Here is a 25390-nt window from a genome sequence, read left to right as displayed (position 1 = left end):
CATCCTGTTTGTTGATTATCGAAACGGGATGCCGTTGACCGGCACTCCTCGTCAGTCACCTTGCCGTGCCGTCTCCTCGTCCCGCGGATGCAGGAAGTTGTCGAGCACGATGGCAGCGAGCAGCACCACGCCCTTGATGATGTTCTGCACCTCGCTGTTGACGTCCATGATGGTGAAGGCGTTGAGCAACGTGCCGATCAGGACGCAGCCGACCACGACGGAGAACACGCTGCCACGCCCACCGATCAGGCTGACGCCGCCGATGACGACGACCAGCACGACGTCGAAGATCATGGTGCCCTGCGTGATCGCCATCTGCATGCTGCCTGTCGTGCCGACCCATACGAGGCCGGCAAGCCAGGCGAGGAAGGCGACCAGCGCATATTCGAGGACGATCAGCGGCCGCAACGGAATGCCGGTCAGCCGCGCCGCTTCCGGGTTGTCGCCCTGCGCATAGATGAAACGGCCGATCGAGGTGCGCGACAGGAACAGGTGCATCGCGATCGCGGAGACGGCGAACACCAGGATCGGCACGGGAATGCCGAACAGCCGCCCGGCGCCCGCGAACATCAGTCCCGGTGCGTCCTTCGGCGCATAGACCACCCAGGCCGGCGCGAGCCAGAACGCGAGCCCATAGATGACGAAGCCCGCGGCAAGCGTCACGAACAACGGCGGCGCCTCCACGAACGCAACCATGACGCCGTTGATCACACCGATCAGGAGTGCGATCGCAAGCGCCAACAGGACAGCGGCTTCGACCGGCATGCCGCGCTGCATTTCGATCAGCCCGATTGCCCAGCTGCCCGCCAGAGTCGCGACTTCGCTGAGATCGATGCCGCGGCTGATCACGATCAGCCCCATGCCGAGCCCAAGCACGCCGAGGATGGAAATGCTTCGCAACAGATTGAGCAGGTTGGAAATGGTCGCAAAGCCGTTCAGCGTGAAGCCAAACACGATCAGCAGCACGATCGTGATCAGGAGGACGATCTGCTCCTGGTTGGGCCTGGCGATATTGAAGGCGATGCGAGGGGTGGTGGCCGGTACAGCAACACTGCGCGATGCCAGAGGCCACCGCATTTGTTTCCTCCCACTCTTATTTTGGTTGCGAGTGTAGGAGCGGCAACCAGTATTCGTCAAATATATTTCTCAAATGCGAGCAGATCACGCTCTCGCGATCATCGCATCGTCGATGATCAGCGTTTGATACTTAGTTTGATTTGACGCGATGAAAATCCCTCCTCGCGGCGCGCAAAATCCGAAGTGGCGACTGTCACAACCAAAAGATGAGGATTTTCATGAAGCGGCATATTGCACGACGCAACAATCTCGTTGCCGCGAAAAGCGGCATCAGGTCAACGGACTCTTTGACGGCCCAGGCACGCGTGGCGGACGCGGGCGCGAACGGCTGTCCATCGCTTTCGGCAGCTTGTCCGGCTTGAGCTTGACGACCGCGCATTTGGCGTCCCTCGCCGGCACCTCATCCTGGCTGTAGATCAGTGTCGCCTCGAACAGCACTTCGGGCGCCTCGTTGGCGTGTCCGGAACAGGTCGCCATCGCGCCCGTGCAGATGCCGGACAAATTGACCTCGACCTCGTCGGGACCGAACACCGTCGGCATGCCGTCGGTATGGCGGCGGGTGGTCAGCACCGCGGTGAAGCGATCCTGATCGACCTGGTAGGATCCGCCATAGGTAAAGAAGCTGTCGCTGCCCGATATCCGGCCCTGCGCGAGGTCCACGATCCCGGTCCCCTGGCCACCATGCGAGGTCCTGAACCATGCAGCGTATTTGCCGTCTTTCAGCATGGAAAACACCCGCAATAAACGTCGCGCGTATTTGCTACCAAGTCTAGGGCGCGACAATGGCGGATCGCGCGGCCGTCCCGCGACGGTTAACGCTTCCGAAAGCAAATCAAATAAATTGCAGTCATCGCGGCCACGAGGGGCGCCCGAGAGGCGCCGCCAGGAACGACCGCCTCTCCATCCTCGGCTCTTGACCTCGGGTGACCAACAGCTTTCACATGTCAGTCCTGCACAGCGATTTGCGCGGGCTTCTCGTTACGTATGACCATGGCGATAAGCGCGGCTCGTTTGTCGATTTGCAGTTTCTGGAAGATATTGTGCAGATGGACCTTGACGGTGCCATCAGACGTCTCGAGCCGCCTCCCGATCGCCTTGTTGGATAATCCTTCAGACACCAGGTGCGCAATTTGCAGCTCACGTTCGGTGAGAAACTTCAGCACTGCTATTCCTCAGAGATTCTCGGCAGCGGCACGGCTGCGCGGCCCACCGAACGAAAGGTCAGCGTCTTGATCGCCGCGCCGGTCGATCAAGCAGCTGTGCAGCACCCACGGGAGACCGTTTCATGTCTTCCGGCAACTCGCCGCAAGACAGCCAGTGATGCAGCAGCGGCGAGATCGGCACCTGCATGCTATTCGAGCATCGGTGGTTTTCGCACCACTGCCGACCGGCCACGACCGTGCCTTGCATATTGATGTCCGGCGTGCGGATAAGTTGACCGCCGCATCGTGCGCAACGGATCTTCGCCTGGCTCATGCGGCCTCCTGCTCCAGAACCCGCTGCACGGCGTCCAGGCCGAGGACGACAAGCGCGCCATACACATCGTCGGCGCCACTGTCCGGCGCGGCGGCCAGAGCTGGCGAGGCCGCAGCAGCAATGGCAGGCACAACCGACGGGCGTTCCATAGTTCCAGGCTCCTTTTCATTCTGACGAGATCTGGTTTGGATCGCCCGCTCTCGATCTCCTAGCCGGTCAGATCGTCGAGCGGCACGGGCTGCTCGACGTCGTTGCGGTCCATCGTGATGCTGTGCAGGCCGTCGCGCAGCGCCTCGGCAGCGTTTCGTCGTTTCGCCGAAGGTGCTCCAATCCGCCGAGTTCCATGTACGTTGCGGTCCGGCGCACCGCTTGTTATTTTCCGCCAAAGAGTTGGTTGCGAAGGATGCAGCGAAGCTCAACGCGACGCGTGATCAAGCAGCTGTCGGGCCTGCCGACGGTGCAGGGGGGATTGTCGCGACTAGCCGCCGATCGCATGCGCAGGGCGGGTGTCAAATTGGAGCCGCTGTTGTCGCGCGTCGGGCTGACCATCGATGAGATCGATGATCCCGAACGACGTATCAACGCCCCTAACCAGATCGCTTTTCTTGAAGCCGCCGCCAAAGCACTCAACGATGATCTCCTTGGCTTTGGCCTCGCCGAAGAGTTCGACCTTCGAGATCTCGGATTGCTGTATTACGTCATGGCATCTTCCGACACGCTCGGAGATGCGCTGAAGCGCGCCTCCCGCTACAGCCGCATCACCAATGAGGCCGTCGTGCTCCAGTATCAGGAGGCGCGCGAACCCAAACTGCGCCTGGTCTATTCGGGAATTCCACGCCACGCCGACCTGCAGCAGATTGAATTCTGCATCGTCGCAGTGGTTCGCGTATCTCGCGCGTTGAGTGGCCGTAAGTTCGTTCCCAAACACGTATCCATCAGCCACATCCGTCCACGAGGCTCCGCGAAGTTTGCCAGGGCTCTCGGGAAAGGCGTCGAATTCGGCAGCGAGGTCGATGAGATCGATTTCCCGGCTGGCTCGGCGGAGTGGACACTGGTCAATGCCGACGCGCGACTCAACAAAATCCTGCTCAAGACCTGCGAAGAGAGCCTGACTTCCCGCACGCGCAACGCCGGCAGGTTCCGCACCACCGTCGAGAATACGATCTCTCCCTTGCTTCCGCACGGCCAAGCCAAGGCGAGTGTTGTCGCCAGGAAGCTCGGGATGAGCGAGCGGACGCTGGTGCGGAGGCTTGCCGAGGACGGCGTGACCTTTACCGAGATCCTGCAGCAACTCAAGGCGACCTTGGCCGTCCGCTATTTGGATGAAGATGGCATGTCGATTTCGAGGATCGCTTGGCTTCTCGGTTTCGAGGAGGTGAGCTCCTTCAGTCACGCCTGCCGACGGTGGACGGGCAAGTCACCCCGGGAGCTTCGGCTTTCGGGCTGATGATCCATCGTCGATTCGCTGGCGGCGGAGAGCCGGCGGACGTGGAATTGCGCAACGCCGTCGCCCGGATATTGCCGGAGAAACGCGGCGATGTCGGCCACGGCCGTTGGCCGGTCCTCTTCCAGAAGCCGGTCGATGTCATCCCAGCGCTGGCAGAAGGCCAATTCCGCGGCGACGTCGCCTGTCCGCTCGCATCTGAGCTCGAAGATCGTCACGGCCTGCGCAAATCCCTTCGGCCTGATCCGGTCCACCTTGCGAAACACGAAATCAGGCTCCGCGCGCTCCTTGACGGCCTCGCTGACCAGCATTTGCGTGCCGTAGCTCTTGTTGAGCTGCTCCAGCCGCGCCGCAAGATTGATGGTGGCGCCGAGCGCGGTGTAGTTCATGCGATCGGACGAGCCGATATTGCCGACCACCGCATCTCCGGTGTGCAGGCCGAAGCGGGTCTCGTAAGGCGGCCATCCTTCCGCTGCGAAAGTCTCGTTCAACTCCGCGCTGCGGTCGACGCAGGCAAGAGCGGCCCGGCAGGCATGCCTCACGTGGTCTGGATCATCCGCAGGCGCATTCCAGAACGCCATCACGGCGTCGCCGATGAACTTGTCGATGGTGCCGTGGTGATTCATGATCATCGAGGACAGCGCCGCGAAATAACGCGAGGTATAGATCATCACGCGCGAGGGGTCGGCGCGTTCGGTCTTCGCGGTGAAATCGGCAACGTCCGTGAACATCACGGTGATCTCACGCCGCGTCCCGCCGAGGCTGAGCGACGATCCGGACTGGATCAATTGCCGCACGATCTGCCGTGGGATGAAGCTCGCGAAGCTGCGCACGACGCTGCGCATGGTGAATACCGAGCGGCCGAGCTCTTCGATCTCGGCGATGACCGAGTGAACGCGCGGGCGCTCGGCGATCTCGAAGCGCTGGATCTCGTCGGTCTCGCGCGCGAGCTTGCGCAGGGGCCGCGCCATCAGAGACCCCAGCCAGAACGCAAACGGCAGAGTGGCACCGACGAAGGCGATCGCCAGCGCGAACAGCGCCCGCCGCTCGGCGATGATCCGTGAGAAGAACTCGTCGGGCGGCGCCATCACGGCGAGCCTGACGTCGGCCTCGCCGGTGGTCTTGATCGGATGAAACGCCACGGCGTAGGTCCGCCCACCTGCCCCCGCGAAGAACTGCTGCGCCGGCGCGCCGCCGCGCCATGCGTGAACCGCCGCGACGAGGCCGGGAAGCCCGATCGCGTCCAGCGCCGGCAGATCGTTGCCGGGCCCGGACCTGTCCTTCATCAGCCGACGCATGTCGGGATGGCCGACGATCCGGCCCACGTCATTGAAGAGGAAGGTCAATCCGGATTCCCCGAGCCGCTGCTCTGCCAGCATCTCCTCGAAGCGGTTGAGCAGCACGTCTGCAGCAATGACGCCGGCCCTGCCCTGCCTGAGCGGCATGCGCAGCGTATAGCCGGGCTCACCGGTCGCGTAGAAGATGTAGGGCCCCGTGAGGAGCGTCTGGTTATTTCCCAAGCCCTCGACGTACCAGGGCCGCAGCCGTGGATCGTAGTCGGCCGGTCCCGCACGTTCGGCCACCGCGACCAGCGCTTCAGAGAGAAAGGTCGTTCGCGACGGCGCACCGGCTGCGATCACGACGAGCCGGAATGCCGCGCTGTCGTCGACAGCGAGGCTCTCCCTGAAGGCTGGCTGCGCGCGGTCGATGACGTCCATCTCGAGGAACGATCCGTCATCATAGCCGACATAGAGATTGAAGAGCTGCGGATTGTTGCGCAGCATGGACGCCAGCACGGCGTAGAGTCGCGGATTGTCCGCGATGCCTGCTGCCTGGATCGAGGGCAACCCTGCCAGAACCCCGAGATTGTCCCGTACCGTCTTGAACTTCTCGTCGATGTGATCGGCGCTGAGCTGGGCCGCCTTCTCAATGAAGCTGCTTGCCGCGGCCCGGGTGATCGCGGTAACGCGCGCAAAACTCAAATAGACCAGCGTGAGGCCGACGATCAGCACCACCGCGACGAACACGGCGATGATCGAGGCCCGGAAGCCGATCCGGAACGGGCGGGCGGACTGGTCTGCGAAAAACTTCGTGGCGCCCTCCCCTAATACTTGCGCACGATCGGCTTCGGCGCCGCTGGCTCTGGCGGCGCCGGCGACACCGCAAAGGTAACCCACGCCGTCCAGGTGTTGGGGCGGTTCTCAACGTCGAGGTCCTTGTAACCTCTGACGTTCAGATAGCCCTGATAACCTTCAGATAGCGGAATGATGAATCCAATCTGCGGGCCGAGGCCGATCGCCCGCCCTCTGAAGCCGCCGAGCTTCGCGCCCGGACCGCTGTCGTCGGTGAGCTGCTGGAAGAAGTAACCCGCCACGCCGATTTGCACGTTCTTGCTGACGAACTGCGAGGCCGCCCACTCGACGTGGAAGTCGATGCCGTTCTGGTACTGAAGGAACGGATTCATGAAGCTGTAGGTGAGCCCGCCGACGACCGAGAACTCGTGCCCGGTCTTCAGGTCGAGATAGGTGTAGCCGGCGCCCGCATCGACAGCCGGAAAGCCGAAGCTCAAATTGGCCAGGCGGTTGGGATCGTAAGTGCCGCTCGGGATATTGCCGGTGACGTAGAACATCTCATTGTGGACACCTTGATTCCATTTCAAGCTCCCCTGATAGAACACGTCGGTCAGCGTCGTGCGATTGTCGCTCGCAGTCCCCGAGATGGTATTTCCCCTCGGCCCGGTCAGCGTAGCGTCAATGCCGACGCCGACATTTCCGGGCGCCGTGAGCACCGTGAAGGCGGCCTGTCCACCGAGCACGGACATCGGCGAGGTGTAAGTGACGCCCTGCACGAGTGCGTCGGCATGGGCATTGATGCCGGCGACGACCGAGCCGCGCACGCCGTTGCTGGTGACGAAGTTTTGCCCCGCCCCGGCATTGCCCTGGAGATGGAGATAGATCGTCGAGTAGGCCCACCCCGGCACCGTGGGCACAGCGGCGAGGCTGCCAAAGATGCCGGGAAGCCAGAAGCTGACGCCGCCGGAGTCGGCCAGAGTAGGCTGAGCCGCGAAGCCGCTCGCTGCGAGCGCTGCCGCGAGTGCAGCCTGTCGGATTTGTACCGCCATATCGTGTTTCCCCATTTTGTCATTGCATTCACCCAACCTGTCCAAATGACTGCGCGGCCCACTACTTCGTGACACCTCCGATTGTGGTGATGACCCGCTCGACGTCGGGTAGCTTCCAGCTATGGTCGAACAGCGGCTTCTCGGGCCCGTAGAGGCGGAACAGCAGCTCGAATTTTCGAGCCGGGTCGGTGGGCACCCAGTTGGCTTCCTTGCCGTCCGGCGCTTTCGGGCCGAAATAGACGTCGATGGAGCCGTCGGCGTTCTTCTGGATGCCGGGGCTGATCGAGGCTCGGCTGGCGCTCGGCGTGTTGCGCACCAGCGCGTGCGTCTCGCGGTCGTAGACCGTCGTCGACCAGTATTGCTTGACCGGCGCATTCGCCGGCACGGTCAGGCGGTAGGTCGTCGCGCCGTCGAAATCCTGGCCATCCTTGTCCTTTGCGACCATGAGATAAAACTGCGCGGTGCCGAGCCGTTTGATGCCGGTAAAGCCGAGCGTGTAGGTGACGCCGCGCGCGTCGATCGGATAGCTGTCGGGATCAGCGTAGCCCCCTTGCGCCGCCTTTACCATCTCGGGCATCGCCGCCGGGAACCAGCGGATGCCGGGATTAATCACGGGAAAACCAGCATCGTATCGCTGCGACAGCAGCGCGTGCGCTTCATGCGCAGCATCGTCCAGGATCGCGGCGGTCTTCTGATCGGGATTGAACGGCTTGCCCTTCTCGATGCCGATCGACCTTAGCTGATCGATCATCGCACGGTCGCGGTCGAGCCAAGGCTCGTTCTGCACGACGCGATCGAGGCTACGATAGAAGCGCGCATCGTAGGGAATCGTGGAATCGAACAGGATATCGTAAGCGTCGGTGAAATTGGTCGGCGGCGGGTTTTGCGCCTGCGCGAGCGGATAAATCTTCACCTGCTTGCCATAGGCGACCGACTTCGCGATATCGGCGTCGGCGTGGCTAGCGAGGTTGGAGCGCAGCAGCGCAAAGCCGCTGAAGGTGTCGGATTGAAGCCCGATGTAGCCCGAGGGCACCTCACCCTTGTAACCGGGCGGCAGGATCAGATACTTGCCGCCCTGCCCCTGATCGGCGCCCGCGGGGCCGGCATCCTCCAGCGGCATCTGCCAGGCGGTGACGATGTTGCCTGCGATCGAGCCGCCCTGCGCCGGCGGAATCTCCAGCACGATCGGCCCATCCTTCACGTTCCAGAACGACATGAAGTAGATCGAATCCGGGTTGGGCGTCAGCGTCTGGTTCTTCCAGTTCACCGGCCTCGACCAGTAGACGATCTCGTTGACCTTGGCTTTCGTGCTACCGAGCATTGCCTGGAGCATCAGATCAGTGTTGACCGCGGGCATCGCCCAGATCATCGCCTCGACCGCCCGGCGCTGGATGTTGCGCGCCGCGAGTTCGTCCGGCGACATGCTTTGCGCGTATGCGCTCGTGGTCATCAGTGCGATGCCGACGGCTCCGATGATGGCTCTCATCATGCTGCACTCCCTCAGAACGGATTGACGTAATTCAGGATCGCGACCTGGCGCAGGATAACGCGACGGACCACATGGGTCGGCTTGAGGCGATCCGTGTAGATCGCCGCCGTGCCGGCGCTGCCGGCCGGCAGGCGCGTAGCGAAATCGGCATCGTCGAGCCTGACCCGCACGATGAAGGGCGCGGCCTCGATCGCCTTTGGCACGACGGCCGTGCCCGACGTCTGCGCCTGTCCGGTCGCGATCGCCTGCAGCACACTCTCGACCTTGCCAGGAAAAATCCTCCCGGGTGCAAATTTGAAGGTGGCCTCCACCTCCTGCCCCGGCGCAACATAGCGCGCGTCGATCTGGTTGATCTGGACGCCGATGATGGTGTTGGAGGTGTCGATGAAGGCCATCACCGGCGACAGCGGCAGATTGGCGACGCGCGCGCCCTTGCGCAGCGCGAGATTGGTGACGTAGCCGTCGGTCGGTGCCCGCACGACGGTCTTGTCGAGATTCCACTGCGCGGCCTCGAGCTGGCCGGAGAGCTGATCGACCTCGGACTGGCGTTGCTCGACGTCGAAACCGCGGCCGGCGTCGCGCTCGTAGAGCTGCGTCATCTGGCCGAGGCGCGTTTTGGCGAGCTTGAACTGCGCGTCGATCGCCTTGACTTGCGCCGCGTACGGCGTCGGGTCGATCTTGAACAGGACGTCGCCGGATTTGAGCGGTACGTTAGCGACGACCGGGACATCCGTCACCTCGCCCGCCACATCCGGTACGATCGACACCGCATTGCGCACGACAAGCGCGTCGCCCTGCGGCGCGCCCCACCCCATCGGGATCAGCAACCCTAACAGCACGAGCACCATCACGATCGCAGGCGACGCTTTCCAGAACAGGTTGAAGCGTACGATCTTGAAGTGCACCAGCAGGAAGAGCAGCACGAGATAAGTATTAAGGATCGCGATCGCCATCACGCATCTCCCGCCTTGCGCGCCGGCACGTCGAGATAGGCCCAGATCAACGCGATCGGCCACAGCGCGAAGCCGAAGAACAGCGTGATCCAGCCGGCGACCGTCACGGCCTGCGCATGAGGATGGTTGCGCGATTTGGCGATGTGGCCCGGCAGCCAGCCGGCGATGCAGACCACGCCGATCGCGCTGGCAAGAAGGATCACCAGCACGATCCAGGCGAAGATGTCGTAGCCGCTCATGGCGGTCGCCTCGCTTTCATCGGAGCGCCGCCACTATTGGCAATAGTTCCAGAAGCCCTGCGTCCGGGACGGATTGGTACAGTACCAGCACATGCGGGCGTATGATCCGACATTGTCGCACCTCTTCTTGCTCGTCCGATTGTTGCCTGCCGAACCGAACCAACATCGCACCCGTCCTTCCCGTCGCCTGCGCACTATTGTGGCTTCATGCGCTCGAGCTCGTTGAGCCGCTTCAGGGCGGCCTGTTGCCGGAGCAGGCCGTAATTGATGCCGCTTGCGTTCAGCGAGCTGCCTTCCTGGTATGGGAACTGGTCGAAGTCGGAGAAGAACTCCTTGATCTTGCCTTGCACGGGCACGATCAGCCACATGTTCCGGGCAAGGAAGTCGATCGCTCCGCCTCCCTCCTCCATGCCCCGCTCGTAGGGGTCCATGCGCAGGTTTGCGATCAGCGACCATGCCGGGACTTCGCGGGTCGCGGTTGCGATGTTGCCCTTGGACGCTGTCGCGAAGCTCAGCTTCCAGTCATTCCACCTGATCGCATTGAGATTGCCGCCCTGATCGAAGTAGTAGATCGCATCACGCGGCGGCTCCTTCGCGTCTCCCTTGAAGAACGGCATGAAGTTGTAGCCGTCGAGGTGAACCCGAAAACTCTTGCCGCCTGCGCCGGCAAAACCGGTCTTCATCTTCTCCTTGATGTCGGGAATGCCGGCAGCGGCGCAGAGCGTCGGGAACCAATCGATCAGCGAGATGATCTCGTTGTATTGCGTGCCGGGCTTCACGACGCCCGGCCAGCGCACCATCATCGGAATGCGCATGCCGCCTTCCCATGTCGTGCCCTTCTCGCCGTGGAAGGGCGTCTGGGCGCCATCAGGCCACAACGCGAGCTCGGCGCCGTTGTCCGTGGTGTAGAGAACGATCGTGTTGTCGGCGATGCCGAGATCGTCGAGCTGCTGAAGCAGTTCGCCCACCATTCCATCGTGTTCGACCATGCCGTCGGCGTGCATGCCTTTGCCGGTCTTGCCGAGCGACGACGGCTTCAAATGGGTGAAGACGTGCATCCGGGTCGAGTTGAACCAGCAAAAGAATGGCCTGTTTGCCCTGGCCTGACGCCCAATGAAGTCCTTGGCGCCGCCGAGAAACTCCTCGTCCACCGTCGGCATGCGCGCCGTGTTCAGGGGACCGGTGTCCTCGATCTTGCCGTCGGCCGACGCCTTGAGGACGCCGCGCGGGCCATATTGCTTCCGGAAATTCGGGTCCTTCGGATAGAAATAGCCTTCCGGCTCTTCCTCCGCATTGAGGTGATAGAGATTGCCGAAAAATTCGTCGAAGCCGTGCTTCGTCGGCAGATGCTCGTCGCGATCGCCGAGGTGGTTCTTGCCGAATTGGCCGGTGGCGTAGCCCTGCGTCTTCATGACATCGGCGATCGTCGGCATCCAGTCCTGGATGCCGTGGGGATCACCGGGCATGCCGATCGTGAGCAGGCCGGTCCGGAACGGCTCCTGACCGAGAATGAAGGAGGCGCGGCCGGCCGTGCAACTCTGCTGGCCGTATGAATCGGTGAAGATGGCTCCTTCGCGCGCGATGCGGTCGATGTTTGGCGTGCGGTATCCCATCATGCCCATGGTGTAGGCGCTGATCTGGGGAATGCCGATGTCGTCGCCGAAGATAACGAGGATATTGGGCTTGCGGTCGCCGGCGGGCGCCGCCGGTGCCTGGGCCGGCGCGGCCTTCTGGGCTTGCGCGAGCGCCTGCGATGTCAGCGCCGCCGCTGCGACGATCGACGATGTGCCGAGCAGCACGGCCCGGCGATGAATTGCTGAATTGTCGCTACAGGTGGAATCGGCAACGGCATTATCCTGCTTCTTCGTCTCACTGGTCATTCGACGCTCCTTGATCTTATTCGATTATGGTTGGCGCTGTTGATACCGAATGATGATCGTCCGTTCCGTCTGAGTGCTCTCCTTGTGCTTCGCTCATCTGGCGGGCTTTTTGCTGCCATACGCAGCAACGTTCGTAGTCCCGACCGGATTCAGATGTTGGGGTAGACCCGTCGTGTCGCAGCGCCTGGCGCGCGGGCGCAGGCTGCGGCGGGCGGCGGCGACGTGGTGCAGCAATTGGCGAGGAGACCAGGAGGCCGGATCGCGCCTATTTGCGAACAGCGCGCTCTCGAGCGCGCCGATCTGATGGTCCAGCACCGGATCGCCTGCGACCGCCTTAAAGGCTCCAGCCGTGTTCGAAGGCGGCGTCGCATTGAGGTGCGGCAGCCACTCAAGCAGCGCGAAATACGATGCTCTTGCGTCGCGATGGCGGATCGCGCGGCGGAGCCGATTGAAGGCGAAGATCTCCGACCGGCGATAGGCCTCGTGGCGGCGGCGATGGTCGGCGGCGATGCGCCTGATCACGCGCGGCGCGACCAGGCCAAGGCCTGCAGCGATAACAGCTGCGAGCAACGCGATCAGCCAGTGATCCGCGACGAGGTCGCGGATGCCGGACCATGTCCATGCCCGCCCCGATCGATCGATGGGCATCTGGCTCATGGCCCCGGCGCTGGCGGCAACCGCGAGAGGCACCGCATCGAGGTGGATCCGTTCAACCTTGCGGTTCGCGGTGCTCCACCAGCCGATCTCGATTGCGGGCAGCGAATATTCGCCCGCCCGTTCCAGCATGTATGTCGCCGAATCGACGCGGGTCGACGTCATGACGTCGGTTCGTCCGTCAATCCTGTCCTCGAGCTTCGGCTGCGCCGGATAGAGCCGCAGTCCATCGACGGCAAGGAATTGCTGAGGAGGCAGCAGCATCGCAGGCGTACCCTCCGCCTTGATCGTCACTGTTCGGATGACGGCGTCGCCGGCCTTGAGCTCAACCGACGAACGCTGGATCTCCTGTTCCGCGGTCAGGCTGCTCGCCGATACGAACGGCTGAAGCGGGCCCGCCGCGTCCGGAATGAACGCTTCGAACGACACGCGCGGCAGCGCGATGGTCACCTCGCGCGTAGCCGGCGGCTCGGCGGCATATTTGATCTTCACGCTCTGGTCGGCGACGGCGTACGAGCCCGGCTCCTGCGGCGAGATGGCGTATTCGAAGCGCACACCGGCGTAGGACACACCGTCCCGCTGATCGCTGGTGTTGACGCTTTGCAGTTGCCGGGTCACTGCGTTGCGGACCTGGAAGCCGGGCAGTTCGGGCGGCGATGTCATGTAGTTCGGCGCCATGGTCGAGATCGCAAGCGTGGTCTGCTGTCCCACCACGACGCGCGGCGGATCGATCGTCACCTGCACGATCGGCTCGGGCGCAGCCGCCTGCTGCGCGCGGTCATCTTGCGACGGGAGCACGGCCGCGAGCAGCAGGGCGATGGAGCCGATCCAACCTCTCACCGCGACGCCCTCCCCTGTTCCGGAGCGGCCGCCTGGATCGCGAATTTCAGCTTGAGGAAATCCGCAGGCGAGGTCTGGACCTGACGCATCCAGGCTTCGGCTGCGCCGGAGGTGGTGACGTCCTCCGGCGTGACCGTGATCTTCTTGCCGCCCTTCTGCTTGGGATCGACTTTCATCTCGTCGGCCTTCTCGTCCGGCGGTGCACTGTCGTCCTGCTCCTGCTTGCGGCGTTTCGCTTCTTGCGCATCCAGCGCAGACTGGACGATGGCGCGGTTGGTCTTTGCGGCGGCATTGCCGGGCTGCTCCTTCAGCACGTCGTCATAGGCCTTGAGAGCCTTTTCATAGGCGTGGTTCTGCGCCTGCGAATTGCCGAGCGCGAATTTGCCCTCCAGCGTCTCAACGCGCGAAAATTCCTCGGCAGCGGCGAGAAAGTCGTACGCACGATAGGCCGAGATGCCGCGCCACATCGGATCGGCGAACAGATTCTTCGCGGCGGCATAGTCACCACGGTCAAACGCAAGCCGCCCCTGCTGATCCGGCGTCAGCCACAGATTGACGAAACGATGGGTCTCTTCCGCCCTCGCGGACTGCGCATGCATCACGATGATCAGGGCAAGCGCCCAGGCGACCGTCGTGCCGCGCCGGAACCAGATCACGCTGAGGAATGCGAGCGGCAGCAAGAGCCAGTAGCCTTCATCCTGCCATCGTGTGCCGAACGCATCACCTTGCGCGGCCTGGAAGCGTGTTTCGATCCGGCGCTCCAGTCGCACGACGTCCGAGCCGTCGACACTGACCTGCACGACATCCGTGCCGGCCGGCAGCGATGGTGTGTCCGCGTTCACCGCCAGCACGACGAGATTGTTCCGCCCGGCCGCTTGCCGGACCGTGGCCGCATCCACGGTCCCGAGATCATCTGCGACCAGGAGGATGGTGCCGGCGACCGGCTCGGTCGCGAGTGATTCCGCCGCCAGGGCGATCGCGCGCGCGACGTTCTTGCCATCCGCCGGCATCAATCCCGGCGCAAGCGCGGCCAGGAACGGCGCGATGACGGAACGGTCATCGGTCAGCGGCATCACCAGATGCGCGGTCCCGGCGTAAGCGATGAGCCCGGTGCGGGCGCCGGCACGCGCTGCGAGGAGATCACTGATCTTCTGCTTGGCGCGTTCGAGTCGCGACGGCGCGACGTCGGTCGCGCCCATCGAGGAATCGACGGCGAGCGCGACCATCAGCGGCGCCTTGTCCTCGACGAAGGGCGGCAGCTCGCGCCACCAGGTCGGGCCGGACAGCGCGATGATGCCGAGCATCAGGGCCGCCGCAACGAGATAGAGCGGATTGATGTGGCGCCCCTGCTGCGGCCGCACGATAAGATGCGTCAGGAGGTGCGGCGCGATCACATTTCCCCATTGTGCGCGCACATTCTGCCGCCGCAGCAGCACCGCGAACACGATGGCGAGCGGGATCAGCGCGAGCAGCCAGAGCGGACGCAAGAGGTGGAAGGAGATTGCGGCAACGTCATGCATGGCTGGAGGTCCTGATCCGGCGCCATTCGCTGCCAAGGAGAAGCGCGATCCACAGGAGCAGTCCAAGCATCACCGCGCCTCCCAGCGGCCACTGAAACAACGGCAGCTTCGGCCGCCACGATTGGGTCTGAAGCTTTGCCGGCGCGAGGCGGTCGATGTCGGCATAGATCGCCTGCAACTGTGCGCCGTCCTCGGCGCGGAAGAAGTGACCACCCGTCGTGGCCGCGACAGATTGGAGAACGCTGAGGTCCACGCGGTTCTCGCCCGAGGCCGCGGGATCGCCGACGCCGATCGCGTAGACCGTAACGTCATTCTGGCGGGCGATGTCGGCGGCGTGTTCGGGCGGCACCCGGCTCGCCGTGTCGTTGCCGTCGGTCAGGAGGACCAGCAGCTTTTGCTTCGCCGTGCTGGCCGCTAACGTCTTGATGGCAAGCCCGATGGTGTCGCCGATCGCCGTCTGCTGGCCGGCCATGCCGACCGCGCTCTGGTCGAGCAGTTGCTGCGCCGTCTGAAGGTCCTGCGTGAACGGAACCTGCACATAGGCTTTGGTGCCGAACAGAATCAGCGCGATGCGGTCGCCTTTGCGGCGCGCGATGAAATCCTTGATGACGCGCTTGACCCCGTCGAGCCGCGTGAGCGTCGTGCCGTCGGACGTCTTGAAGTCGCGCTGATCCATCGACCCGGATATGTCGATGGCAAGGATCAGATCGCGCGCGGAGACATCGCGTGTCACGGGATCGCCGACCCATTGCGGCCACGCCAGTGCCACAACAAGCAGCGTCCAGATTACCGCCGCCACGATCATCTGCACCGCGCGGCGTTCCAGCACGACAGCGCCCCGCTGCGGCGTCTGTCCGGTCGCAGCCGCCAGCCGCTCGAAGAAAGGCACCTGAACAGAGGCTTGGCGCGCCCGGTATGGCGGCAACAGCCACCACACCAGGATCGGCAGAGGCAACAAAGCGAGCAGCCAGGGCCAGGCGAATTCAAGCATGGTGCCCCCTGATCCAGCGGCGGACGAGACGGACCAGCGATTGCAGCTCGGCCCTATCAGGCGGACTTTGCTGATAAGGCCCGCTCACGAGCAGGCGGCCTACGCCGCCGGCGAATTCCTCGCCGCCATAGCTGCGATCGAGGAAGGAGAGCCAGGACGACCCGACCAGAGGCGCCACCTGCTCGCGCGGAAAGGCGGCGAGCGCGGTTCGCCGCACCAGCACGGTCAGCTTCGAGAGCAGCTCAGTCGGCCCGGTCTTGCCGGCGTGCTCGATCCGATCGAGCTCCGCGAGCGCTTCCCGTCGGTAGCGGTTGACGCGGCGCAGATGCACAAAGCGCCACACGCCCGCGACGATGGCGGCGAGCAGCAGGACAATTGCGAGCCGCGCCTCCCAGGTCTGCGGCCAGAGGCTCACCTCACGCGGCAGCGGAAAGTCGATCAGGCCGGCAACGGGATCGGCTGTCGTGGATGGAGCTTCAGCCAAGCGCCGCCTCCGTCCGATTGTGGCCGGCGCCTGCGCCGTGATGGGCCGACAAGCCGCCAAGAAGACGACGAACCTGGCCAGCGGTATCCTCTGAGGCGCTGAGCGGCAACACGGGTACCCCGAGTTCGTGCGTCCAGGAAAAGATGCCTTTCAGCCGCTCCTGCGTGGCCTGCGATACGCTCTGGCGGACGCTGTGGCGTCCAACTTCGAGCCGGATCTGCAATTCGCCATCGGTCACGGTCATGCTGGCTGAAGGCGGCAAGTCGCTTTGCAGGGGGTCATGGACCAGCGCGGCGATCACGTCGTTGTGCCGGGCCATGGCGGCGACCATCTCGCGCGTGGCATCGTCCGCGCCGTCGAAATCGCTGATGATGACCACGGCGGCATCATGTGGTGCCCGGCGCCTCGCATGATCGAGCGCAGTGTTGAGCATGGCCGGAGCGGAGACCAGGCCGCGCCCGACGCCGAGCGCCTCGTTGTACGTGACGATGGCAGCCAGGATCTGAAGCACGGTCGCCCGGCTGCGCCGTGCCCTTACCTCGACGAGATCACGATCGCCGAACACGACGGCGCCGACGCGATCACCGACGCCGAGCACCCGCCATGCCCCGATCGCCGCGGCCTCTGCCGCCGTCACCGATTTCATGGCGCGCCGGCTGCCGAAGAACATCGACAAGCGCTGGTCGACCACGAGAATGGTCTGCCGGTCACGCTCCTCGTTGAAGACGCGGATATGCGGCTTGCGCAGCCGCGCCGTCACCTTCCAGTCAATCGAGCGGACGTCGTCGCCGGCGCGATAATCCCTGATCTCTTCGAAGTTCAGGCCGCGACCGCGCATGCGCGAGGCGAAGCGGCCCGAGAGCAGGCTGTGCACCGGCTGGCGCGGCAGGAACGAGATCTTGCGTCCGCGATATTCGAGCGCGATCAGATCGTCGAGACCGACATAGACACCTGGCGTTTTTGCTGATGTCCCGGTCATGCTGGCCTCAGGCTGCTGCGACCAATTCAGTGATCTTGTCGATCACCTGGTCGGGCGTAACGCCCTGCGACACCGCCTCATAGCTGAGGATGATCCGGTGCCGCAGGCAGTCATGGATCACGGCGCGGACATGATCGGGTGTCACGAAGTCGTATTCGTCGAGCCAGGCCCGGGTGCGGGCGCAGCGGTCGAGCGCGAGGCTGCCGCGCGGGCTGGCGCCGACCTGCATCCATTTGCTCAGGGGCTCGCCGTAGCGGCCGGGAAAGCGCGTCGCGTAGATCACGTCGACCATGTATTTCTGCGCGAGATCGGAGACGAAGATGCCGTCGATCTCGCCGCGCGCATCCAGGATCGCCTGTTGCGGGATCGGCGGCGGCTCGGCTGCGTGGTCTTTCGGCTTCTGGGCGTTTTCGGCCCGATTGAGCGCGATGATTTCGCCTTCGATCGCCTCGTCGGGATAGGTGATGACGACGTGCATCAGGAAGCGGTCGAGCTGCGCCTCGGGAAGCGGGTAAGTACCCTCCTGCTCGATCGGGTTCTCGGTCGCGAGCACCATGAACAGATCGGGCATCTTGTAGGTCTTGCCGGCGACGGTGACCTGGCGCTCCTCCATGGCTTCTAGCAGCGCGGACTGCACCTTGGCCGGCGCGCGGTTGATCTCGTCGGCGAGCACGAGGTTGGCGAAGATCGGCCCCTTCTGGAACTGAAACTGGCCACCCCTGTCGGTCTGGACGTAGATCTCCGCACCCGTCACATCCGACGGCAACAGGTCCGGCGTAAATTGCACGCGCGAGAGATCGGCCGCGAGATTCTTTGCAAGAGTTTTGACCGCGCGGGTCTTGGCGAGGCCGGGGAGGCTCTCGATCAGCATGTTGCCATTGGCGAGCAGGCCGATCAGCATGCTCTCGACCAGGTGATCCTGGCCCAGCACCGCCTTTGCGATGCGCGACTTGAGCTCGAGCACGGAATCACGGGCCGCCGATTTCGTCGTGCTTCCCGGCTCTGTCACGGTTTGCGGCCGGTTCATCCTAAGATCAGGCATGGCTGTCCGCCGATGAGAATGGTCTTCGGCCGTCCGGATCAGTGGCCGGAGCGCTTGTGCTCGCTGGCTATTTCGGTGCCGTCTTGTCGAGGCTCTTCATCAGCGCATCGATCATCTGATCGATGCTGAAGCTCGCCGACCGCTGGCTTGGCGGATACTCCTTGAAGGTCTGAAGGAACGGCGCCACGCGCCAGACACCATACTGGATCAGATAGGCGTTCTTCGCGAACCAGTCATAATATTGATCCGACACAATGTCGGCGCGCTCGAAAGGATCCATCCGCAGGTTGAACACCTTCGGTGCGCGCAAACAGGTGAACGGGTTGGCCCAGACCACGAAACCGCCGGGCTCACGCTGCTCGCAGAACACGATCTTCCAGTCGTTATAGCGATAAGCGACCATGTTGCCGTCATCGTTGAAATAGTAGAATTCGCTGCGTGCCGACTTCGGCTGCTGGCCGGTCAGGTAGGGCAGCTGATTGTAGCCGTCGAGATGGACCTTGAAGGTCTTGCCGCCGAGATCGGTACCCTTCAGGAGCCGATCCTTGATGTCGGCATCACCGGCCGCGGCGAGCAGCGTCGGGAACCAGTCGAGACCGGAAACCATCTCGTTGGAGACATCGCCGGCCTTGATGCGGCCGGGCCACCGGATCATGGCGGGCACGCGGAACGCACCTTCCCAGTTCGTGTCCTTCTCGCTGCGGAACGGCGTCGTCGCGGCGTCCGGCCAAGACCATTGATTGGGACCATTGTCGGTCGTGTAGACGACGATGGTGTTGTTGGCGATGCCGAGATCGTCCAGCGCCTTGAGCAGCTTGCCGACGTCGCCGTCGTGCTCGATCATGCCATCTGCGTATTCATTGCCCGGCATGCCGCTCTGGCCCTGCATCGATGCGCGCACATGGGTGAACGCGTGCATGCGCGTCGTGTTCATCCAGGTGAAGAATGGCTTGTTGGCCCGCGCTTGCCGCTGCATGAAATCGATCGCCGCCGCCGTCGTCTCGTCGTCGACCGTTTCCATGCGCTTGCGGTTGAGCGGCCCGGTATCCTCGATCTTGCCATCGGCGGACGCCTTGAGCACGCCACGCGGCGAGTTGCTCTTGGTGAAGGTGGTATCGTTCTTGGGATAGTAGGGACGCTCCGGCTCCTCCTCCGCATTCAAGTGATAGAGGTTGCCGAAAAACTCGTCGAATCCGTGCTTCGTCGGCAGGTATTCGTCCCGGTCGCCAAGATGGTTCTTGCCGAATTGCCCCGTTGCATAGCCAAGTGGCTTGAGCGCTTGGGCGATTGTGACGTCGCGGTCCTGCAGGCCGACGGCCGCGCCGGGAATACCGACCTTGCACAGGCCGGTGCGCAGACAAACCTGACCCGTGATGAACGTCGAGCGGCCGGCCGTGCAGCTGTTCTCCGCATAGTAGTCGGTGAAAATCATGCCTTCATTGGCGATGCGGTCGATGTTCGGCGTCTTGTACCCGACCAGCCCGCGGGTGTAGGCGCTGATGTTGGACTGGCCGACGTCGTCGCCGAAGATGACGAGGATGTTGGGTTTTGCCGTAGTCGGCTGCTGTGCGTTTGCAGGCGACTTGACGAAGGGAGACACGCTTGTCGCGACCAGAGCCGCTGTAAGCAGGCCGCGAAGCAGCGGTCTCCGGCTTCTGACAGCCGAGTTTGCCGCAGCCTTGCCCTTGTCTTTGACTTCGTCATCCATTCGGCACTCGTTACTTTCCAGAAGGCGGCGGCGAAGGCGCAGAAGCCGGCATCCGCACCACGCACCTGAATCCGACATGGCACGTCGACGTGTCGACCGGTTCCGCATGACGCGCAGCGGGGCGATAGCGGCGGCAATAGTTCGGTGCGCAAAGATGCGATCCGCCTTTCAGGACCTTACGGGGAATGCGGATGCTTGGTTGACATGGATCAAAGCTCGCCTCCTCGCGGCCGCCGCGCGGATTGAGCGGGATGCAGCAGGGCTTCGCCGCGTCGGCCTGATGCCTCGGCGACCACCAGTCCGAGGTCCACTCCCAGACATTGCCGATCATGTCGTAGAGGCCGTAACCGTTCGGGGGAAAGGCCATGACCGGCGAGGTACGCTCGAACCCATCCTCGCCGAGGTTTTGGACAGGGAAGCTTCCCTGCCAGATATTGGCCATGTGCCTGCCGCCCGGCGTCAGCGTGTTGCCCCAGGCGAATTCCTCGCCGTCGAGCCCGCCGCGCGCGGCGAACTCCCATTCCGCTTCGGTCGGCAGGTCCTTGCCGGCCCAGCGCGCATAGGCGAGCGCATCGCTATAGGAGACGTGGACGACCGGATGATCGTCGAGCCCCCTGAGGTTGCTTTTCGGTCCGTAGGGATGCCGCCAATTGGCGCCGCGCATGAACGTCCACCACTGGCTCCAATCCTTCAGATCCGTGATGCGCGGGAGCGGCGAGAAGACCAGCGATCCGGCATAGAGCATCTCGCGCACCGCGCCGGGATAATCCTTCGCGTCGGGAACGATCTGGGCTTCGGTAACATGGCCGGTCGCGTTGACGAACTCCTTGAACTGCCGGTTGGTCACTGGCGTGCGATCAATCCAGAAGCCGTCGACCGAGGCGCGGTGGCTCGGCGCTTCCTCGGGATAGTGGTGATCGGATCCCATCAGGAAGGTGCCGCCGGAGACGAACACCATCTCGCCGGTCCGCGTGTCGTCCGGTCGCCACACGCAGTGATCCATGTCCACCCGCAACATGGTCAGACTCCACATCGTTCCCGCTGCCTCAGGGTAGTGGTATTCGGCGATTTCGACGGCTGCGGTTGGCGCGTCTCAGGCGGCACATTGGTCGGGTTCCCATGTCTGCCGGAGGTTTGAGAAAGCCGATGGCCCCTCCCCTCCTTTTCTCTGCGCGCGCGTCACTGCGCACGCAGCCGGCCTTGTGGCGCGCGATCCGCCTTCAGCGGATGATCGCGACGAATATCCTTGAGGTTGCAAAGGCTAACCCAACTTTCGCGCGCTGTGATGTGCAGATCGTGCCAGCACGCGTCGCGTGCAGGCGCCGCGCATTAGCGCGTGAGGCGAGATTTTCCAATAGGCTCCGCGCAACCCCAAGTTCCTTTATGTGGAATTCAAGGAAGATTTTCCTCAACTTCGGACGTCGGCTCGTCGCACCGCCGTGATGGCAGGGGACTGAACTTGCCGCAGAATCAACACGCTTCGGCATCACGCTCACGGAATGGGGACGCATCTACTGGTTGATTCGCGAAGGCTCGACGGTTTCGAAGGGCTGCATCAGGCTGTCCACGGGACCCATGTCGACGTGATGCAGCTCGGGCGCGGCAGGCTCCGCGGCACCTTGTCTCATGTGGGCATCGGCGACTTTTCGCTCAGCATCGGCTCCTTCAACGTCGGCATGCGGACGCAGCGGATCTCAAGCGACGACAAGCTGATCGTCGGCATGCTGCTGACGGCCGAAGACCGGGTCAATCACTGGTCGTTCGATATGCGGCCGACCGACGTTCTGGTCATGCCGCCGCTGGTCGAGCATGACGGCATCTTCCACGGCGCCTCCGCCTATGCGGCGATGCGGTTCGACCTCGATGAGGTCGCCTCGATCTTCGGCGGTGAACCGCGACTTGCCGATCCCGAAAGCTGGCGCCACAAGAACCACTTTCGCGCCGATCTCGACGTCGGTCACGTCGCCGCGTCCCGGCTGAGCCGGATCGTGCTCCAGCTCGGAACGCATGACGGCGCCCTGTCCGACTCGTCCGCCGAGTTCTGGAAGCGAGCGATCGCCGAATGCATGGGAATGACGGTCCTGTCCTCATTGCCGCCGGATGGAAACGCGCGGCTGCCGTCGGCGCGACGGATCATCCGCAAGGTCGAGGATTATCTGGAAGAAGCGGGCATCCGTCCGGTCCATATCTCGGAGATTTGCGTCGCGCTCGGCGTGCCGCGTCGCTCGCTGCACCGCGCCTTCAATGAAGTGTTCGGCGTCGGACCGGTGACTTTCCTGCGCCACAAGCGCCTGTGCACCATCCACTCGATCCTCCGCGAAAGCATTCCCGGCTCGACGACGGTGGCAACCGTCGCAATGCAGCAGGGCTTCTACGAGCTCGGACGGTTCTCGCATTACTACCGCGCGATGTTCGGCGAGTATCCGTCGCAGACGCTGGGCGTGCCGGTCGCCGAACTCGTCGATCGGCCGCTTTGACGGCGGCCTCCAAACGGGCTTCCCGGCCGACCGTGCGGCGTCACGCCCTGCGTGCTTCGCATTGAACCTATCCCGGATAAAGTGCACCAATAACCAGAGTGATTCTGGTCACATTTCCTGCGGCCGCCCCCTTGCTACGCGGGGACGCCAGGATCTTTTGAATTGGATGAGAAAGCCCATGAGACGCCTGATCGGTGCCACGGCCGGCGTGTTTTGCCTTGCGGCGCCCGCGTGGGCCGAAACTCCGGCCGCGATCGTCGAGGACGTGCAGGGCAAGGTCGACGGCGTCGAGTTCATGGACTACGTGGCGCCCGGCAAGGTCATCAAGCTCGGCCCAAAGGGCACGCTGGTGCTCGGCTATCTCAAATCATGCTGGCGCGAGACCATCACCGGCGGGGTCGTCCTCGTCGGCGCCGAACAAAGCTCGGTGCAGCTCGGTGACGTCCAGCGCGTCAAGGTGCCCTGCGACGCCAACGCCGCGCAGCTCTCCGAGCGCGAGGCCAACCAGAGCGCAGCGACCACCTTCCGCACCGTGCGCTCGGACACGAAGGGCGCGCCGGCAAAGCTGCCCACGATCTACAGCGTATCGCCGCTGGTCCAGGCCAAGAGCGGCAGCACGCTGGTCATCGAGCGCACGGACGGCAAGGAGCCGACGATCACCGTACCGCTGAAGAGCGATAGTCTGGTCGCCGGCAAGTTCTACGACTTCGCAAAGGCCGGCAAGACGCTGACCCCCGGCGGCACCTACCTCGCGACCCTCGGCGCGCGGCGCTACACCTTCCAGGTCGACGCTCAAGCGACTTCGTCCGCGGCGCCGATCGTCGGCCGGCTGCTGCGGCTCGAATAGGCGGCACGCGACGGGGCGATGCGAGGGATCGGCAGGCGGGACATCGTAGCGGCGATCGTGATCGCACTGCTCGCAGGCGCCGTCTTCACGTCACCGCCCCTCAACACGCTGCAAGGGCTTTCGCTCGATATCTTGACCGCCCTGCGCGCGAGGCTTTCTCAAGATCGTCGCGATGCCGCCGCCTCACCTGTCGTCGTCATCGCGATCGACGACGAAACCCTTGACACCCCCCCGTTCAGGGGGTCGCCGACGCTGACCTGGACGCGCGAGATCGGACGTGTGATTGGCGCCGTGGTCGACGGCGGGGCCAAGGTGATCGGCTTCGACGTGATCTTTCACAGTTCGATCGAACAGTCGGAGATTCCCTTTGGCGATGCGCCGCTCGGCGATCGCATGAAGGGCTTTGACCGCGATTTCCTGATCTCTTTACGGAAAGCATCCGATGCCGGGAAGCTCGTGCTCGGCGCGGTCGTGAGCAACGAGCGTCCGGACTTTCCCTTCCGCGCGCAGCAGTTGGCGGTAAAGGGCAATGTCCGCGCGCTCAACGTCAACACCGACCCCGACGACGTCATCCGGCGAATGCCGCTGAGCTTTTCGATCGATGGCAAGCAGGTTCCCGCGATGGCGGTCGAGCTGGCTTCGCGCGCGCTCGGCGCAGGGCCCGAGCTTACTCCGGACGGCAGCACGGCGCTCGCCGGCTATGCGATACCGAGCGCCGTGCCGAACTCGCTGACGCTCAATTTTCGCGGCGTCGGCCGCGATGTTCCGAAGTTTTCCTTCGCGGATTTGCGCGCCTGCGTCGAGAAAGGCGACGGTGAGTTCTTCCGCCGCGCCTTCGATGGCAAGGTCGTCATTTTCGGCAGCGTGCTCAACGTCGACGATCGCAAGCTGACCTCGCTGCGTCTTGCCGGTGGATATGACGGAACGCCCGCCCCGCGCTGTGCGCTGCCCGCCCCTTCACGGGCGGCGCCCATGGCACGCCGCGACATCGCCGGCGTCTTCGTGCACGCGACCGTGGTGCGCAACCTGATGGAGCGCGATGCGGTGAACGAGCTCGGCTTTCCCATGCGGGCAGTTCTCACGATCGCCATCGCGGCGATCATCGCATTCGCTTCCTGCCTGCTTGCGCCGGGCCGCGCAGTGCTCGCTTATCTTACAATCATGGCCGTCTACACCGCCTGCGCCGTGAGCCTGTTCGCCCGCGGGCATGCCTTGCCGTTGACCGAGCCGGCACTTGCAGGGCTTGCTGCCAGCGCCATGATGATCGGTTACCGTTTCGTCATCGCCGACCGCGACGAACGCTTCCTGCGCAGGAGTTTTGCGCTCTACCTCGCCCCACAGGTGATCGAGAGCATGGTGGCTTCCGGCAAGATGCCCGCGCTCGGCGGCGAGATGCGTAACGTCACCGTGTTCTTCTCGGACCTCGCCGGCTTCTCCGCGATCGCCGAGAAGATGGCACCTGGTGAGCTAGTCGCGCTGATGAATGAGTATCTCTCCGCCATGACCGACGTCATCGAAAGCCATGGCGGGTACGTCGACAAATATATCGGCGATTCCATCGTGGCCGTGTTCGGCGCCCCGGTCGCCGATCCCGATCACGCCCGCAATGCCGTCCGTGCCGCGCTTGCCTGCACTGCGCGGCTGGACGAGCTCAATCGCAGCCACGCCGCCTTCGAGAGCCTTGCGCACCGCATCGGCCTCAACACCGGTGAGGCCGTGGTCGGCAATATCGGCTCGCGCCGGCGCTTCAACTATACGGTCATGAGCGATACCGTGAACGTCGCCTCGCGCCTCGAGGGCGCCAACAAGTACTTTGCGACCTCGATCATGGCCTCCGAAATGACGGTCGCGCAAACCGCCGACAGTTTTGCCTGGCGCGAGCTCGATGCCGTCCGTGTCAAGGGCCGCGACGAGGCGATAAAGGTCTATGAGCCGCTTGCCGCGCGAGGCGCGGAGACGGCGGAGCAAGCGAAAGCGGCGATGGGCTATGCCGAGGGGCTTGCGTATTGGCGGGCGCGCGAATTCGCGAAGGCCGCAACTTGCTTCGACCACCTCGCTGCGACCGATGCGCCATCAGCCTTGTTTGCAAAGCGCGCCAAGGAACTCGCCACCAATCCGCCAGCCGCGGATTGGACGCCGGTGAATACGCTGGAAGGCAAGTAGCGCCAA

General features: G+C 63.7%; 23 protein-coding genes. 4 read left to right on the top strand and 19 right to left on the bottom strand.

What is annotated here, in order from left to right; genetic code table 11:
- Window positions 1-51: 51 nt before the first annotated feature.
- The 5 genes from Q2941_RS15215 to Q2941_RS15195 form a co-directional block, all read right to left on the bottom strand.
- Entirely contained in the window at window positions 52-1077 is a 1026-nt protein-coding gene (locus tag Q2941_RS15215) for an ABC transporter permease (protein ID WP_245288096.1), read from the bottom strand.
- A 270-nt stretch (window positions 1078-1347) separates the two neighbouring features.
- Window positions 1348-1803, bottom strand: a complete 456-nt coding sequence (locus tag Q2941_RS15210) for a hypothetical protein (protein ID WP_458192954.1) — start codon at window positions 1801-1803, stop codon at window positions 1348-1350.
- 218 nt (window positions 1804-2021) lie between these two features.
- A complete protein-coding gene (locus Q2941_RS15205; protein ID WP_458192953.1) occupies window positions 2022-2240 on the bottom strand; it encodes a response regulator transcription factor in 219 nt (72 codons plus the stop codon).
- Window positions 2241-2298: 58 nt separating this feature from the next.
- Window positions 2299-2553, bottom strand: a complete 255-nt coding sequence (locus Q2941_RS15200; protein ID WP_458192952.1) for a hypothetical protein — start codon at window positions 2551-2553, stop codon at window positions 2299-2301.
- The gene (locus tag Q2941_RS15195) at window positions 2550-2702 is read right to left on the bottom strand and encodes a hypothetical protein (protein ID WP_458192951.1); all 153 of its coding nucleotides are present in this window, start codon (window positions 2700-2702) and stop codon (window positions 2550-2552) included. Before Q2941_RS15195 ends, Q2941_RS15200 begins: the two co-directional genes overlap by 4 nt.
- 278 nt (window positions 2703-2980) lie before the next feature.
- Here Q2941_RS15195 and Q2941_RS15190 point away from each other — a divergent pair, with 278 nt between their 5' ends.
- Window positions 2981-4000: an AraC family transcriptional regulator gene (locus Q2941_RS15190; protein ID WP_458192950.1), complete on the top strand. Its 1020-nt coding sequence runs from the start codon at window positions 2981-2983 to the stop codon at window positions 3998-4000.
- Here Q2941_RS15190 and Q2941_RS15185 read toward each other — a convergent pair.
- The 14 genes from Q2941_RS15185 to Q2941_RS15120 all read right to left on the bottom strand — a co-directional run bounded on the left by Q2941_RS15185 (window position 3943) and on the right by Q2941_RS15120 (window position 20915).
- Window positions 3943-6174, bottom strand: a complete 2232-nt coding sequence (locus Q2941_RS15185) for an adenylate/guanylate cyclase domain-containing protein (RefSeq protein WP_458192949.1) — start codon at window positions 6172-6174, stop codon at window positions 3943-3945. The genes Q2941_RS15190 and Q2941_RS15185 overlap by 58 nt on opposite strands.
- Window positions 6102-7118, bottom strand: coding sequence for a SphA family protein (locus tag Q2941_RS15180; RefSeq protein ID WP_254108152.1), 1017 nt, complete (start codon window positions 7116-7118; stop codon window positions 6102-6104). The genes Q2941_RS15185 and Q2941_RS15180 overlap by 73 nt, the downstream gene beginning before the upstream one ends.
- A 61-nt stretch (window positions 7119-7179) precedes the next feature.
- Window positions 7180-8607: a DUF1254 domain-containing protein gene (locus Q2941_RS15175; RefSeq protein ID WP_458192948.1), complete on the bottom strand. Its 1428-nt coding sequence runs from the start codon at window positions 8605-8607 to the stop codon at window positions 7180-7182.
- Between the two features lie 11 nt (window positions 8608-8618).
- Window positions 8619-9560, bottom strand: a complete 942-nt coding sequence (locus tag Q2941_RS15170; protein ID WP_027524898.1) for an HlyD family secretion protein — start codon at window positions 9558-9560, stop codon at window positions 8619-8621.
- A complete protein-coding gene (locus Q2941_RS15165; RefSeq protein ID WP_014495358.1) occupies window positions 9560-9799 on the bottom strand; it encodes a DUF3302 domain-containing protein in 240 nt (79 codons plus the stop codon). The genes Q2941_RS15170 and Q2941_RS15165 overlap by 1 nt, the downstream gene beginning before the upstream one ends.
- Before the next feature lie 194 nt (window positions 9800-9993).
- Window positions 9994-11679, bottom strand: coding sequence for an arylsulfatase (locus Q2941_RS15160; protein ID WP_458192947.1), 1686 nt, complete (start codon window positions 11677-11679; stop codon window positions 9994-9996).
- 93 nt (window positions 11680-11772) lie between these two features.
- Window positions 11773-13173 carry a BatD family protein gene (locus Q2941_RS15155; RefSeq protein ID WP_458192946.1) on the bottom strand — a complete coding sequence of 467 codons (1401 nt, stop codon included), beginning with the start codon at window positions 13171-13173 and terminating at the stop codon, window positions 11773-11775.
- Window positions 13170-14693 (bottom strand): vWA domain-containing protein, encoded by a 1524-nt coding sequence (locus tag Q2941_RS15150; protein ID WP_458192945.1) that lies wholly within the window; start codon window positions 14691-14693, stop codon window positions 13170-13172. Before Q2941_RS15150 ends, Q2941_RS15155 begins: the two co-directional genes overlap by 4 nt.
- Window positions 14686-15684, bottom strand: a complete 999-nt coding sequence (locus Q2941_RS15145) for a VWA domain-containing protein (protein WP_458192944.1) — start codon at window positions 15682-15684, stop codon at window positions 14686-14688. The genes Q2941_RS15150 and Q2941_RS15145 overlap by 8 nt, the downstream gene beginning before the upstream one ends.
- Window positions 15677-16168 carry a DUF4381 domain-containing protein gene (locus tag Q2941_RS15140; RefSeq protein ID WP_254108159.1) on the bottom strand — a complete coding sequence of 164 codons (492 nt, stop codon included), beginning with the start codon at window positions 16166-16168 and terminating at the stop codon, window positions 15677-15679. Before Q2941_RS15140 ends, Q2941_RS15145 begins: the two co-directional genes overlap by 8 nt.
- Window positions 16161-17147: a DUF58 domain-containing protein gene (locus Q2941_RS15135; protein WP_027524904.1), complete on the bottom strand. Its 987-nt coding sequence runs from the start codon at window positions 17145-17147 to the stop codon at window positions 16161-16163. Before Q2941_RS15135 ends, Q2941_RS15140 begins: the two co-directional genes overlap by 8 nt.
- Window positions 17148-17154: 7 nt before the next feature.
- Window positions 17155-18174, bottom strand: coding sequence for an AAA family ATPase (locus Q2941_RS15130; protein WP_051389899.1), 1020 nt, complete (start codon window positions 18172-18174; stop codon window positions 17155-17157).
- 82 nt (window positions 18175-18256) lie between these two features.
- The gene (locus Q2941_RS15125; protein ID WP_458192943.1) at window positions 18257-19897 is read right to left on the bottom strand and encodes an arylsulfatase; all 1641 of its coding nucleotides are present in this window, start codon (window positions 19895-19897) and stop codon (window positions 18257-18259) included.
- A 10-nt stretch (window positions 19898-19907) separates the two neighbouring features.
- Window positions 19908-20915 carry a formylglycine-generating enzyme family protein gene (locus Q2941_RS15120; protein ID WP_254108162.1) on the bottom strand — a complete coding sequence of 336 codons (1008 nt, stop codon included), beginning with the start codon at window positions 20913-20915 and terminating at the stop codon, window positions 19908-19910.
- Window positions 20916-21396: 481 nt separating this feature from the next.
- On the opposite strand from Q2941_RS15120, the gene Q2941_RS15115 reads away from it, so the two are divergent.
- The 3 genes from Q2941_RS15115 to Q2941_RS15105 all read left to right on the top strand — a co-directional run bounded on the left by Q2941_RS15115 (window position 21397) and on the right by Q2941_RS15105 (window position 25384).
- The gene (locus Q2941_RS15115) at window positions 21397-22374 is read left to right on the top strand and encodes a helix-turn-helix domain-containing protein (protein WP_027524908.1); all 978 of its coding nucleotides are present in this window, start codon (window positions 21397-21399) and stop codon (window positions 22372-22374) included.
- A 178-nt stretch (window positions 22375-22552) separates the two neighbouring features.
- Window positions 22553-23221 carry a hypothetical protein gene (locus Q2941_RS15110; RefSeq protein WP_458192942.1) on the top strand — a complete coding sequence of 223 codons (669 nt, stop codon included), beginning with the start codon at window positions 22553-22555 and terminating at the stop codon, window positions 23219-23221.
- An 18-nt stretch (window positions 23222-23239) separates the two neighbouring features.
- Window positions 23240-25384, top strand: a complete 2145-nt coding sequence (locus Q2941_RS15105; protein ID WP_458192941.1) for a CHASE2 domain-containing protein — start codon at window positions 23240-23242, stop codon at window positions 25382-25384.
- Window positions 25385-25390: the final 6 nt, after the last annotated feature.

The sequence above is a fragment of the Bradyrhizobium sp. UFLA05-153 genome (assembly GCF_054185185.1).
This window is presented reverse-complemented; position numbering and strand designations above follow the sequence as displayed.

What these genes read in the sequence shown, in the direction of transcription:
- Q2941_RS15215 (WP_245288096.1), bottom strand. Translation starts at nt 1,077, where the DNA reads ATGCGGTGGCCTCTGGCATCGCGCAGTGTTGCTGTACCGGCCACCACC.
- Q2941_RS15210 (WP_458192954.1), bottom strand. Translation starts at nt 1,803, where the DNA reads ATGCTGAAAGACGGCAAATACGCTGCATGGTTCAGGACCTCGCATGGT.
- Q2941_RS15200 (WP_458192952.1), bottom strand. Translation starts at nt 2,553, where the DNA reads ATGAGCCAGGCGAAGATCCGTTGCGCACGATGCGGCGGTCAACTTATC.
- Q2941_RS15195 (WP_458192951.1), bottom strand. Translation starts at nt 2,702, where the DNA reads ATGGAACGCCCGTCGGTTGTGCCTGCCATTGCTGCTGCGGCCTCGCCA.
- Q2941_RS15180 (WP_254108152.1), bottom strand. Translation starts at nt 7,118, where the DNA reads ATGGCGGTACAAATCCGACAGGCTGCACTCGCGGCAGCGCTCGCAGCG.
- Q2941_RS15175 (WP_458192948.1), bottom strand. Translation starts at nt 8,607, where the DNA reads ATGATGAGAGCCATCATCGGAGCCGTCGGCATCGCACTGATGACCACG.
- Q2941_RS15170 (WP_027524898.1), bottom strand. Translation starts at nt 9,560, where the DNA reads ATGGCGATCGCGATCCTTAATACTTATCTCGTGCTGCTCTTCCTGCTG.
- Q2941_RS15165 (WP_014495358.1), bottom strand. Translation starts at nt 9,799, where the DNA reads ATGAGCGGCTACGACATCTTCGCCTGGATCGTGCTGGTGATCCTTCTT.
- Q2941_RS15160 (WP_458192947.1), bottom strand. Translation starts at nt 11,679, where the DNA reads ATGACCAGTGAGACGAAGAAGCAGGATAATGCCGTTGCCGATTCCACC.
- Q2941_RS15150 (WP_458192945.1), bottom strand. Translation starts at nt 14,693, where the DNA reads ATGCATGACGTTGCCGCAATCTCCTTCCACCTCTTGCGTCCGCTCTGG.
- Q2941_RS15145 (WP_458192944.1), bottom strand. Translation starts at nt 15,684, where the DNA reads ATGCTTGAATTCGCCTGGCCCTGGCTGCTCGCTTTGTTGCCTCTGCCG.
- Q2941_RS15135 (WP_027524904.1), bottom strand. Translation starts at nt 17,147, where the DNA reads ATGACCGGGACATCAGCAAAAACGCCAGGTGTCTATGTCGGTCTCGAC.
- Q2941_RS15130 (WP_051389899.1), bottom strand. Translation starts at nt 18,174, where the DNA reads ATGAACCGGCCGCAAACCGTGACAGAGCCGGGAAGCACGACGAAATCG.
- Q2941_RS15125 (WP_458192943.1), bottom strand. Translation starts at nt 19,897, where the DNA reads ATGGATGACGAAGTCAAAGACAAGGGCAAGGCTGCGGCAAACTCGGCT.
- Q2941_RS15120 (WP_254108162.1), bottom strand. Translation starts at nt 20,915, where the DNA reads ATGTTGCGGGTGGACATGGATCACTGCGTGTGGCGACCGGACGACACG.
- Q2941_RS15115 (WP_027524908.1), top strand. Translation starts at nt 21,397, where the DNA reads ATGGGGACGCATCTACTGGTTGATTCGCGAAGGCTCGACGGTTTCGAA.
- Q2941_RS15110 (WP_458192942.1), top strand. Translation starts at nt 22,553, where the DNA reads ATGAGACGCCTGATCGGTGCCACGGCCGGCGTGTTTTGCCTTGCGGCG.
- Q2941_RS15105 (WP_458192941.1), top strand. Translation starts at nt 23,240, where the DNA reads ATGCGAGGGATCGGCAGGCGGGACATCGTAGCGGCGATCGTGATCGCA.